9 protein-coding genes and 1 pseudogene are annotated in these 11,817 nt (G+C 66.3%); 5 read left to right on the top strand and 5 right to left on the bottom strand.

The annotated features are described in order from the left end of the window. Positions 1-203: 203 nt before the first annotated feature. A complete protein-coding gene (locus BSIN_RS10970; RefSeq protein WP_059517586.1) occupies positions 204-527 on the top strand; it encodes a DUF1840 domain-containing protein in 324 nt (107 codons plus the stop codon). Positions 528-644: 117 nt separating this feature from the next. Here the strand turns inward: BSIN_RS10970 and metH are convergent, their stop codons facing one another. From metH to BSIN_RS10945, 5 genes are all read right to left on the bottom strand, one after another. Continuing rightward, positions 645-3,362, bottom strand: a complete 2,718-nt coding sequence (gene metH / locus BSIN_RS10965; protein ID WP_059517588.1) for a methionine synthase — start codon at positions 3,360-3,362, stop codon at positions 645-647. A 63-nt stretch (positions 3,363-3,425) separates the two neighbouring features. Next, a complete protein-coding gene (locus BSIN_RS10960) occupies positions 3,426-4,499 on the bottom strand; it encodes a homocysteine S-methyltransferase family protein (protein WP_089340523.1) in 1,074 nt (357 codons plus the stop codon). Between the two features lie 205 nt (positions 4,500-4,704). Beyond that, positions 4,705-4,962, bottom strand: a complete 258-nt coding sequence (locus BSIN_RS10955) for a BTH_I0359 family protein (RefSeq protein WP_059517592.1) — start codon at positions 4,960-4,962, stop codon at positions 4,705-4,707. A 224-nt stretch (positions 4,963-5,186) separates the two neighbouring features. Continuing rightward, positions 5,187-6,467 (bottom strand): DUF3108 domain-containing protein, encoded by a 1,281-nt coding sequence (locus BSIN_RS10950; protein WP_089340522.1) that lies wholly within the window; start codon positions 6,465-6,467, stop codon positions 5,187-5,189. A 66-nt stretch (positions 6,468-6,533) separates the two neighbouring features. Further along, entirely contained in the window at positions 6,534-7,382 is an 849-nt protein-coding gene (locus BSIN_RS10945) for an IclR family transcriptional regulator (RefSeq protein ID WP_089340521.1), read from the bottom strand. A 100-nt stretch (positions 7,383-7,482) separates the two neighbouring features. On the opposite strand from BSIN_RS10945, the gene BSIN_RS10940 reads away from it, so the two are divergent. The 4 genes and pseudogenes from BSIN_RS10940 to BSIN_RS24935 form a co-directional block, all read left to right on the top strand. Continuing rightward, the gene (locus tag BSIN_RS10940) at positions 7,483-8,475 is read left to right on the top strand and encodes a fumarylacetoacetate hydrolase family protein (protein WP_089340520.1); all 993 of its coding nucleotides are present in this window, start codon (positions 7,483-7,485) and stop codon (positions 8,473-8,475) included. A gap of 429 nt (positions 8,476-8,904) precedes the next feature. Next, positions 8,905-9,768, top strand: a complete 864-nt coding sequence (locus BSIN_RS10935; RefSeq protein ID WP_256583751.1) for a PhaM family polyhydroxyalkanoate granule multifunctional regulatory protein — start codon at positions 8,905-8,907, stop codon at positions 9,766-9,768. 37 nt (positions 9,769-9,805) lie between these two features. Next, positions 9,806-11,110, top strand: a complete 1,305-nt coding sequence (locus BSIN_RS10930; RefSeq protein WP_089340519.1) for a patatin-like phospholipase family protein — start codon at positions 9,806-9,808, stop codon at positions 11,108-11,110. 609 nt (positions 11,111-11,719) lie between these two features. Continuing rightward, a pseudogene (locus tag BSIN_RS24935) lies at positions 11,720-11,817 on the top strand (ferritin-like domain-containing protein); the annotation flags it as partial.

The following is an 11,817-nucleotide window of genomic DNA, read 5'->3' as shown; positions in this document are numbered from 1 at the left end:
GCTGGTCGAGGATGTCGTGGACGGCGGCCCACCGGTTGGGCCCGCCGGCGCGCGTGCACCGCGCGCGTTTCAAAGGGATCGCTGGATTTTAACAGGTGCTAATATGCCGCTCAGGTGCCGGGCGCTTCCGGGAGGTTCCGTAAGCGGGCGCGGCGTTCGGGCAAGGACGCCGGCAGGCACGACAAGACGAAAAAGGGATAACCATGATTACGTTCAAAAGCAAGGCAGCCCAGGATCTGGACGTGCTGAAGGATTTCGCGGTTCTTGTGCTCGGCATCATCGGCAAGCAGCTCGGCGAGCGCGGGGTGATCATGTCTGACGAACTCGACGCGGCGATTGCGAAGCTCGAGAATGCGGTCGACCAGGCCAAGCAGGCGAGCGCCGAGCATGCCGGTCACTTCCATGAGGATGACGCCGATTATCCGCACCACGAAGTCCCGCCGAGCCTTGCGCAGCGCGTCGCGCCGTTTCTCGCGATGCTTCGCGAGGCGAAGGCGCAGAACGTCGACGTTCATTGGGGCTTTTGAGCCTCGCCGGCGCGTGCCGTTGCCGTATGTCGCGCATGTGAGCGGCGGCGGCAAGCGTTGAGCCGGCCGGAAGGGCCGGCGCCTGCCGCGCCGCCGGCGCCGCGGCGGCTGTCCGAATCAGAGCAGCGGCGCGAGTGCGCGTTTGGCGTCCGCAGTCGACAGAGACATTCGCCGCGCAAAATCCTCCACCTGATCGTCGCCGATCTTGCCGATCGTAAAGTACCGGCTATCCGGATGAGCGAGATAAAAGCCCGATACGCTCGCAGCCGGCAGCATCGCGAGCGATTCGGTCACGCTCATGCCGACCTCGTCCGCCCGAAGCGCTTCGAACATCGGCTGCTTCACCAAGTGGTCCGGGCACGCCGGGTAGCCGGGCGCAGGCCGGATGCCGACGTATTTTTCGGCGATCAGCGCGTCGTTGTCGAGCTGCTCATCGCTCGCATAGCCCCAAAGCTCGCGCCGAACGCGCGCATGCAGCGCTTCTGCGAACGCTTCCGCGAAACGGTCGGCGAGCGCCTTTAGCATGATCGCGCTGTAATCGTCGTGATCGGCCAGGAATTGCTGTTCCTTCGCATCGACGCCGATGCCCGCCGTCACCGCAAACATCCCGATGTAGTCTGCAACGCCCGACTCCTTCGGCGCAATGAAATCGGCAAGCGAGCGGTTCGGGCGCATCACGCCGTCGACGACCGGGCGCACGCTCTGCTGGCGCAGGTTGTGCCACGTGAGCAGCACGTCGGAGCGCGATTCGTCGGTGTAGATCTCGATGTCGTCGTCGTTGACCGTGTTGGCCGGCAGCAGCGCGATCACGCCGTTCGCGGTCAGCCAGCGGCCCTGAATCAGCCGCGCGAGCATCGATTTCGCGTCGGAGAACACGCGCCGCGCCGATTCGCCGACGATCTCGTCGTTCAGAATCGCCGGATACGGGCCCGCGAGGTCCCAGGTCTGGAAGAACGGGCCCCAGTCGATGTAGTTCGCGAGTTCGTTCAAGTCGTAATTTTTGAAGACGCGGCGGCCGATGAACTTCGGCTTGACCGGCTGGTAACCGGCCCAGTCGAACTTCGTCTTGTTCGCGCGCGCGTCGGCGAGCGTGACGAGCGGCTGCGTCTTCTTGTTCGCATGCTGTTCGCGGATGCGCTCGTAGTCGGCCTTCAACTCGTCGAGATACTTCGCCGCGCCCTCGTCGGACAGCAGGCTCGACGCAACCGATACCGAGCGCGACGCATCCGGCACGTAGACGACCGGGCCTTCGTAGTGCGGCGCGATCTTGACCGCCGTGTGCACGCGCGACGTGGTCGCGCCGCCGATCAGCAGCGGAATCTTCTTCACGCGGAAGTAATCGTCGCGCTGCATCTCGGAGGCGACGTAGGCCATTTCTTCGAGGCTCGGCGTGATGAGGCCCGACAGCCCGACGATGTCCGCGCCCTCGACCTTCGCTTTCGCGAGAATCTCGTTGCACGGGACCATCACGCCCATGTTCACGACCTCGAAGTTGTTGCACTGGAGCACGACCGATACGATGTTCTTGCCGATGTCGTGCACGTCCCCCTTCACGGTCGCGATCACGATCTTGCCCTTCGCGCGCACGTCGCCGCCCGCTTGCGCGAGTTGGCGCTTTTCTTCCTCGATGAACGGAATCAGATGCGCGACCGCCTGTTTCATCACGCGGGCCGATTTCACCACCTGCGGCAGGAACATCTTGCCCTGGCCGAACAGATCGCCGACGATGTTCATCCCGTCCATCAGCGGGCCTTCGATCACGTTGATCGGCCGCCCGCCCGCCGCGGCAATCTTCGCGCGCGCCTCTTCGGTATCCTCGACGATGAACGTCGTGACGCCGTGCACGAGCGCATGCGCAAGCCGCTGCTCGACCGGCTGGTTGCGCCACTCGAGGTTCTCTTCCTTTTTCGCCGCGCCGGTCTTGAACTTGTCGGCGATCTCGAGCAGACGGTCGGTCGCGTCCGCTCGGCGGTTCAGGATCACGTCCTCGACGCGCTCACGCAGTTCGGCGTCGAGTTCCGCGTAGACACCCAACTGGCCCGCGTTGACGATCCCCATGTCCATGCCCGCCTGGATCGCGTGATAGAGGAACACGGTATGGATCGCCTCGCGCACCGGGTCGTTGCCGCGAAACGAGAACGACACGTTCGACACGCCGCCGCTTACCTTCGCATGCGGCAGATTTTGTTTGATCCAGCGGGTCGCCTCGATGAAGTCGACCGCGTAATTGTTGTGCTCGTCGATGCCGGTCGCGACCGCGAAGATGTTCGGATCGAACACGATATCCTCGGGCGGGAAGCCGACCTGGTTGACGAGAATGTCATACGAACGCCGGCAGATCTCGATCTTGCGCGCGAGCGTGTCGGCCTGGCCTTGCTCGTCGAACGCCATCACGACGGCCGCGGCGCCGTAGCGGCGGATCAGCTTCGCGTGATGGACGAATTGCGCCTCGCCTTCCTTCAGTGAGATCGAATTGACGATCGCCTTGCCCTGCACGCACTTGAGGCCGGCCTCGATCACCTCCCACTTCGACGAATCGATCATCAGCGGCACGCGCGCGATGTCCGGCTCCGACGCGATCAGATTCAGAAAGCGCACCATCGCCGCCTTCGAATCGAGCATCGCCTCGTCCATGTTGATGTCGATCACCTGCGCGCCGTTCTCGACCTGCTGACGCGCGACGGCGAGCGCGTCGTCGAACTGGCCGTTGAGGATCATCCGCGCGAATGCCTTCGAGCCGGTGACGTTGGTGCGTTCGCCGACGTTGATGAAGAGCGTGCCGGACGTGACGTTGAACGGCTCGAGGCCGCAGAGGCGCATCGTTTGATCGGTCATGGCGGTGCGAGGAGAACGGGTCAGGGGCGCCGCGCGGGTTGCGCGGCGGCGTCGATTGCGTGGCTACGCGGCTTCGCTGTATTGGCTCGGCCAGCGGCGCGGTTTCACCTCGGCGAGCGCTTTGGCGATCGCCGCGATATGCTCGGGTGTGGTTCCGCAGCAGCCGCCCGCGATGTTGACGAGGCCCGCTTGCGCGAATTCCTTCAGTAGTGCCGACGTGACGTCGGGCGTTTCGTCGAAGCCGGTGTCGCTCATCGGGTTCGGCAGCCCGGCGTTCGGGTAACACGACACGTAGGTGTCGCAGAGCTTTGCCAGCTCGGCGATGTACGGGCGCATCAGCGCCGCGCCCAGCGCGCAGTTCAGGCCGAACGTGAGCGGCTTCGCGTGGCGCAGCGAATTCCAGAACGCCTCGACGGTCTGGCCGGAGAGAATGCGGCCCGATGCGTCGGTGACGGTGCCCGAGATCATGATCGGCAGCCGCTCGCCGGTGTCGTCGAACAATTGATCGAGCGCGAAGAGCGCCGCCTTCGCGTTCAGCGTGTCGAAGATCGTCTCGACGAGAAACAGGTCGACGCCGCCGGCGAGCAGCGCTTTGGCCTGCGCGTAATACGCGTCGCGCAGCTCGTCGAACGTGACGTTGCGCGCGCCGGGATCGTTGACGTCGGGCGAGATGCTCGCGGTCTTCGGCGTCGGTCCGATCGCGCCCGCGACGAAGCGCGGCTTGTCCGGCGTCGCATACTTCGCGGCGGCCTCGCGCGCGAGCGCGGCCGATGCCGCGTTCATCTCGTCGACGAGGTTTTCCATGCCGTAGTCGGCCTGCGCGACGGCCGTTGCGCCGAACGTATTCGTCTCGACGATATCGGCCCCTGCGGCGAAATACTGGTCGTGAATCTCGCGGATGATCTGCGGCTGGGTGATCGACAGCAGCTCGTTATTGCCTTTTACGTCGCGCGGATAATCCTTGAAGCGCTCGCCGCGATACGCGGCTTCGTCGAGCTTGTAGCGCTGGATCATCGTGCCCATTGCGCCGTCGAGGATCAGGATGCGCTTTGCAAGCAGTTGCGGCAACTCGGCGCCGCGCGTGTACGGCGCGGCGGCGAACGAGGCGGAAGACGCGGTCGGGATGGGCGCGGACATGGCGGATTACCGAGGTCGGAAAGCTGCCATTGTAGCCGGTGCCGTCGCGATTCGTGAGTCGGCCGTCCGGGTAAACGAAGCCCCCGTGCCACGGGCCGCACGGGGGCGAAAACGAAACGAAGTGCGCGAAGTGCGCCGAAGCGCGGCGCGCCTGCCGTTGCTGCGCCGGGCCGGCGGCCCAGCTAGGCGGCGCGCCCGCGTAAGGTCAGTGCAGAACCACGGGCTGCGTCATCAGGCTGTCGAATTGCCCGAGGAATTCGTCTACTTCGTCGAGCGTCGGTTCGGCCTGAATCAGCTGTTTCACATGCTCGCGAAAGCGCGCGGCGAGTTCGCCATCGATGAAGATTTCGCGTTGCGCATTCTTGTCGACGATTTCGTATCCACCGGCATTCATCGCATGATGGCCGTCTTGCGGCGGGAATTCGACGACGCAGTAATTGGGGCTGTTGTAGATCATTTGCATGGCGGCACTCCTCTTCGCAGTGGTTCGGCCTTTGGTCCAGCAATTGGGGAGGCGCGAGCCGGTTTCAAGGGGTTGGCGCTGCACGCCCGCTTTCAGGGGGCGTTGTTGTTTATCGGTTTATCGGTTAGAAGCCGATGTCTCTAAAACGTTTCTGATTTTCTACTGGTGGACGGAAATTGCTGTCAAAGATTGTCAAGGTTGACGGATAGGCGACATAAGAATTGTTAAGACGGGTCGGCAGCGCTGGCAGCCGCTGGTGCAGCCGGTGTGGCGTCGGTCGAATTTACCGATTTGGCCGCGTTTGCATTGGCGTTCGTGTTCGGAGGCGATGATGCGGGTGCGGGCGGCTCGTTCGTGTCCGTCGATTCGCTCGCGTGGCTCGTTGCGCTGTGCCACAGGAGTTCGATTTGCGAGCCGTTCGGCTCGGTCTGCACCATTCGCGCGGGCAGCCAGCCCAGCGACGGCGCGAGCCAGATGTCGATGCGGCGCGTGTCGCCGGCGTGGCGCGGCAGTCGCATGAAATGGCGCGTAGCGAGCATGCCTGCGTTCGTCGAGATCGTTTCGTCGCCGATCGTCGTGATCGGCCAAGTCTCGCCGCTGTTGCGATCGACCACGAAGAACTCGCGCGTGAGGCCAGGACGATATGCGTCGGGATCGCCGCGCACGAGGCCGGCAAGCTCCATGAGCAAGCTGAAACGGTCCTGTGCGCCATCGGGCAGCGAGACTGAATTCGGCGTGCTCGTGAAGACGATCTGCTTGGTGTCGCGGTTGAAGATCGCGAAATCGGACGGGCGACGCCCGCGCGTCTCGACATAGCGCTCGGGCGCGATGCCGAATGCGTCGATGCGGCCGCGGCTCTCGTAGGTGTACGGGCCGACGAACGGCAGCGGCATCGACACGAACAGCGAATACGTGCTGCCGTCGGTTTCCCAGTGAATCGTGCCGCCCATGTTTTGCATGCCGTTATAGAACGTGTCGTAGCGCAGCTCGCCCGACGGCGGCGGCGAGAATTTCACGCCCTTTGACGCCGGACCGCGCGGCGCATCCGCGCCCGGCGCGCGCGCGGCATCCGGCACGCCGCTTGCGCTTGCCGGGCTCGGTTGCGCCGCGTCGGCCGTTTGCGGGGCGGGGGCGGCGTGCCGCGCGTCGGGCGAAGCGGCGGGCGAAGTTAGTACGGGTTCCGAACGATGTGGCGCGGCGGCGGGCGCCGCCGGCTTTGGCGCGGCGCGCGGCGGCGCCGGGGCGGCTTTGGGCGGCTCGGGTTCACGTTCGATCCGCTGCGGTTTGAGCAATTCGATTTGAACCGGCACGTCCGCGGGCGAGGCTGGCTTGAACGGTTCGCGCAAGCGCACGAGCCATTGCGCGGCGAGCCAGTGCAGTGCAAGCACCAGCGCGAATACCAGCACGGCGCGGCGCACACGGCGCCGCGCATCACGCGGGTTCGACGAACCGGACGGTGGATCGGACGGCAGCCCGGGTGCGAGATCGGACGGTGAAGGCGGCATCAAAAACCGGCAAATGGTTCGAATGACGAAGAAAATGCATGCGCGGCCCGGGCGCGGCGGCGTGCGTCACGGGCTGCGCGCTTCGTCACTATACCCAAGCTCGTAAGACAACTGCTGGGCGCACGCGCGCAGCGCGGCGTCGATTTCGCCGCCCCAGCTCAGATCGAACGCGCCTTCGTGGCCGAGCGCGACGATCGCCAGCGCCAGCTCGCCGAGCGAATCGAACACGGGCATCCCGAATGCGTTGATCGTCGGCAGCAGCATGCCTGCGACGCGCGCGGCGCGGTGCGCGCGCACGTCCGCGAGCACCGCCTCGACTTCGGCGAGCGTGCGCGGGCCGGCGTAATGCGCGGCGCGGTGGCTGTCGGCGAGTTCGCGCTCGATCATAGCGGCGGTTTTGCTGCGCGGCAGATAAGCCGCGAATACGAGGCCCGTTGCCGAGCCGAGCAGCGGCATCACGTCGCCGAGTTTCAGCGACGCCTTGGCCGGATGGCTCGATTCCATCCAATGAACGATCGTCGGCCCCTGATTGCCCCACACCGCGATGCCCACTGTCTGATCGAGCCGGTCGCGCAGCGCGGTGAGCGCGATGCGCGCGAGTTTCACGCCGTCGACGCGCGCAAGCCGCGCAAGCCCCATTTGCAGCGCGAAGCCGCCGAGTTCGTAGCGCCCGGACACCGGATCTTGCGACACGACCCCGAGCCGCAGAAAACTCACGAGATAGCGGTGCGCCTTGGCCGGGCTCATCTGCGCGCGCTGCGCGAGGTCGCGCAGCATCATCGCGCGAGGCTCGTGCGTCAGCACGTCGAGCAGGCGAAAGCCGACTTCGATCGACTGGATGCCCGAACGGGTTTTCTCTTCGGCGGTATCGTCGGTGAGATCGTCGTCGGGAAGGGCGGAGGCGGATTGGTTCACGGTGATGCGGGAAGAATGGAAGGAGCGCGCCGCGCGCCCGCGCGCGGTTCACCATCGTAAAATAGATTTCTTCCATCGTCACTATACGGCTCTTTGCTCTATGAAACTCGCTTCGCTCAAGGACGGCACGCGCGACGGCCAGCTGATCGTCGTATCCCGCGATCTGCAGACAGCGGCGATTGCCGATGCGATCGCGCCGACGCTGCAGCGCGTGCTCGACGACTGGGCGTTCTACGCGCCGCAGTTGCGCGAACTGTCCGACACGCTGAACCAAGGCCGCGCGCGCAATGCGTTCGCGTTCGAGCCCGAGCATTGCATGGCGCCGCTGCCGCGCGCGTTCCAATGGGCGGACGGCTCGGCTTATTTGAATCATGTCGAGCTGGTGCGCCGCGCGCGCGGCGCCGAGATGCCGCCGGAATTCCACACGGACCCGTTGATGTACCAGGGCGGCAGCGACGATTTTCTCGGGCCGCGCGACGATATCGTCTGCGCATCGGAAGAGTGGGGGATCGATTTCGAGGCGGAAGTCGCCGTGATAACGGGCGACGTGCCGATGGGCGCAACGCCCGACGAAGCGCTCAAGGCCGTGCGCCTCGTCGCGCTCGTCAACGACGTGTCGTTGCGTCATCTGATTGCGGCCGAGCTTGCGAAGGGCTTCGGGTTTTTCCAGAGCAAGCCGGCGAGCGCGTTCTCGCCGGTCGCCGTGACGCCGGACGAGCTGGGCGAGCATTGGCGCGAAGGCCGCGTGCATCGTCCGATGATCGTTCATTGGAATGGCAAGAAGGTCGGCCAGCCGGACGCGGGCGCGGACATGGCGTTTCATTTCGGCCAGTTGATCGCGCACGCGGCGAAGACGCGCAACGTGCGCGCGGGCTCGATCGTCGGCTCGGGCACCGTATCGAACCGGGACGCGAAGCGCGGCTACTGCTGCATCGCCGAGAAGCGCTGCCTCGAGACGATCGAGCACGGCGCGCCGAGCACGGAATTCATGCGCTATGGCGACAAGGTGAAGATCGAGATGTTCGACGATGCGGGTAAATCGATCTTTGGTGCGATCGAGCAGTCGGTTGCGCCGCCAGACGGCGCGGCTTGATGTGGCGCGATGCGGCTGCTGCGACTTGATGTGGGGCGCGGCGAGGCGGCCTGGTGCGGCGTGGTTCGATGCAGGCGCCGCCTGAAACGCGGGCGCCGTTTCGTGCGTGCGCGGCGTGCGCATGCGCGCCCGATGCGGCACGGTTGGGGGGCGGCGCGCTTCGATGAGACGACGCGCCCGGCCCGAAGCGGGTGCGATTGCGCGGGATGTGCCGCCGCCGGATTCGAAGCGGTGCGGCGAGCCAACGACGCCGGTATGGCGCCGATGGCAATGCGGCCCGCATGAACCCGCGGCAACCGGCATGAGCCGGCGCGGCCCGCGCGCATGCGCGCCGGGTTTGGCCCGATGCCCGCCCGCGCGGGCTTCGTTAAACTGGACTGGGCGCGGCCGTTTTCCGCGAGCCGCGTCATTCGCTTCCGAGGATCGATGATGACCGACACCACCGGCTCCAATCCGTTTTCCGGCTTCGGCGGTTTTCAGCCCGCCGGGTTCGTCGACAAAATGTGGGACATGATGCGTCTTGCGCCATTCGGCGGAATCGGCGCGTTTCCCGGCGCGCCGCAGGGCATGCCGCCGTCGCTGTCGGCAATGTCGGATCTGATGGCCCCGCTTGCGAGCGTCGACGAACTCGACAAGCGGATTACCGATCTGCGCGCAGTCGAGCAATGGCTGAAACTCAACCTTGGGATGCTGCAATCGGCGATCCAGGCGCTCGAGGTGCAGCGTGCGACGCTCGCGACGCTGCGTGCGTTCGGCGCGTTCGCGCAGACGTCGATGAACGCGGCGGGGGCCGCGCTGTCGCCGGACAAGCCCGCGAGCCGGGAAGCGCCGCCGGCGGAATCGCCGAAGGCGTCGACGTCGATTTGGCGCGACGCCGGCACGAGCGCGTCGGCGGACTCGACTGCCGCCCGCGGCGCATCGGCGGCCGATGCGCCCGCCGACGCGAGCACTTCCGACGATGCGGCGAAGCCGCCGCCGGGCGCCGACGCGTTCGATCCGGCCGGCTGGTGGAATCTGTTGCAGTCGCAGTTCGACCAGCTCGCGCGTTTTGCGATGAGCCAGCCCGGCTTTGCGCCGCCTGCCGGCGCGCCCGGCCCGCAGAGTGCCGCCGAAACGCCGGCCGCCGCGCGAAAGAAACCGCCGGTGACGCGCCGCGCGGCGCCGCCGCGCGCGCAGGCCGACGCCGATCTCGCGCAGGCCGACGCCGATCTCGCGCAGGCCGACGCGCAGACGGATCCGCCTGCGCGCACGAAGCCCGCGGCCGCGAAGAAGGCGGCCAAGCGCGGCGCTTGACCCGTACAGTGCCGTCGTCGATAGATGAAGGTCCGCGATGCGGCTCGCACTTGTGCTGATGGGCGGCGGCGCGCGGGCTGCCTATCAAGTCGGCGTGGTGAAGGCGCTCGCCGAGATCGCATTCGACATCGATCCTAAGCGGCGTGCGTCGCCGTTCGTGGTGATCTGCGGCTCGTCGGCCGGCGCGATCAACGCGACGTCGCTCGCGAGTCATGCCGACGATTTCGCGCATGGCGCGCGCCGCCTGCTCGCATTCTGGGAGCATCTGCGCGCGTCGCAGGTTTATCGGACCGATTGGCTCGGCATCGTGGCGGCGGGCGCGCGCTGGCTCACCGCGATGAGCGTCGGCTGGGCCGCGCACCGCTCGCCGCGCGGGCTGCTCGACAACGCGCCGCTCGCGCATCTGCTGCGTCGCGAACTCGATTTCCGCCGCATCGAACTGATGCTCGAGACGCGCATGCTGCATGCGCTGTCGGTGACGGCGTTGAGCTATACGAGCGGCCGGCATTTGACGTTCTATCAGGCGAGCGAGCCGATTCACGCGTGGCGGCGCGCGCAGCGCACCGCGCGGATGGTCGACCTGTCGGCCGAGCACCTGCTCGCGTCGTCGGCGATTCCGTTCGTGTTTCCCGCAGTGCCGCTAATGCTCGACGGCGGGATCGAATATTTCGGCGACGGCACGATCCGGCAAATCGCGCCGCTGTCGCCGGCCATTCATTTCGGCAGCGACAGGATCGTGGTGGTCGGCGCGGCGGATTCGCGGCCGGAGGTGCCCGCCGCGAACGGCGACGCACGCGGCTATCCGTCGCTCGCGCAGATTGGCCAGCAAGTGCTTGCGAGCGTCTTCCTCGATTCGATCGGCGCCGATATCGAACGCATCGAGCACGTGAACCGGATGATCGAGCATCTGCCGCATTGCGTCGAACCGGCGAGCGGTTGGCGGCATGTCGACGTGCTTGCGATCGCGCCGTCCGAGCGCATCGAGCTTATCGCGGCAAACCATCTGAAGCGGCTGCCGCTCGCGGTGCGCGGGCTGCTGGGCGCGGTGGGCGGCAATAAGCCGGCGGGCGCGTCGTTTGCGAGCTATCTGTTGTTCGAGGCCGAATTCACGCGGGAGCTTGTCGAATTGGGTTACCGCGATGCGAACGCGCAGCGCGAGCGGCTCGCGCAGTGGATCGCGGCGGCAGACCGGGGCGGCGGCCCGGACGCGGAGCGTGCGCAAGGCGTGGCGGACGCGAGCGCGGCAGGGAGCGCGGCAGGGAGCGCGGCAAATGCGGCAGGTGCGCGGGATGTGGCAGGTGCGGCAAACGCCGCGATAACCGGCAAGACCCGCAAGCCATAGGCGGGTCGGCCATCGGGCAAGACGGACGCCAGCGCGACAGGCGGATCGCGGCGGCGCGACGCCCGAGCGCCGATGATCGCGCGTGCGCCCGGTGCCAGTCCGTCGGCGCGCATTTTGGAGTTATCTCAAAATTATCGCGGGGCGCCCGCTTCGCTCCGGAGACGCGATCCGGCGAAGGGTTGTGTTTTCGCGACACCGACATTCTGCTTTCGACGCGACGCTTTGCCGCATGGTCACGCCCGGCCGCCCGCCAAGGTCGCGGAACGGTCACAGTCGCGTGCTATCATGGCCGCCGCCGAATAAATCACACATCGGGCCCGTTCGCGGCGCGGCGGTTTACGCTGGCTGCGCGAGGCCCGGCACGAGTCCGGCGTGACGCCGGACGCTTTCAGGCACCGCAGCGCGGCTTTCGATTGCTGGTCGGTCGGCAGCGCCGCATGCGGCTTACCCCACGATGGAACGCGAACGCCCGGCGTCCGGCGCAAAACCTGCGTCCGGGCCGGGATTAGCGCGTAAAATAATCGGTTGGTTGCGAAACACTGCCGATCTGGGCGGTTTGGCGTAACAATCTCGTTTAGGTGTCGCATTGCGCAGAACAGGGGTGGGATCATGAACACCATGCTTTATCCGGAGCTTTACAAGTCGCTCGAAGCGGTCCGCTGGGACATGGAGAAGGACATTCCGTGGGATCAGTTCGACGCGTCGCT

This window comes from Burkholderia singularis, assembly GCF_900176645.1.
GTDB classification, from domain to species: domain Bacteria; phylum Pseudomonadota; class Gammaproteobacteria; order Burkholderiales; family Burkholderiaceae; genus Burkholderia; species Burkholderia singularis.
This window is presented reverse-complemented; position numbering and strand designations above follow the sequence as displayed.

What these genes read in the sequence shown, in the direction of transcription:
- BSIN_RS10970 (WP_059517586.1), top strand. Translation starts at nt 204, where the DNA reads ATGATTACGTTCAAAAGCAAGGCAGCCCAGGATCTGGACGTGCTGAAG.
- metH (WP_059517588.1), bottom strand. Translation starts at nt 3,362, where the DNA reads ATGACCGATCAAACGATGCGCCTCTGCGGCCTCGAGCCGTTCAACGTC.
- BSIN_RS10960 (WP_089340523.1), bottom strand. Translation starts at nt 4,499, where the DNA reads ATGTCCGCGCCCATCCCGACCGCGTCTTCCGCCTCGTTCGCCGCCGCG.
- BSIN_RS10955 (WP_059517592.1), bottom strand. Translation starts at nt 4,962, where the DNA reads ATGCAAATGATCTACAACAGCCCCAATTACTGCGTCGTCGAATTCCCG.
- BSIN_RS10950 (WP_089340522.1), bottom strand. Translation starts at nt 6,467, where the DNA reads ATGCCGCCTTCACCGTCCGATCTCGCACCCGGGCTGCCGTCCGATCCA.
- BSIN_RS10940 (WP_089340520.1), top strand. Translation starts at nt 7,483, where the DNA reads ATGAAACTCGCTTCGCTCAAGGACGGCACGCGCGACGGCCAGCTGATC.
- BSIN_RS10935 (WP_256583751.1), top strand. Translation starts at nt 8,905, where the DNA reads ATGACCGACACCACCGGCTCCAATCCGTTTTCCGGCTTCGGCGGTTTT.
- BSIN_RS10930 (WP_089340519.1), top strand. Translation starts at nt 9,806, where the DNA reads ATGCGGCTCGCACTTGTGCTGATGGGCGGCGGCGCGCGGGCTGCCTAT.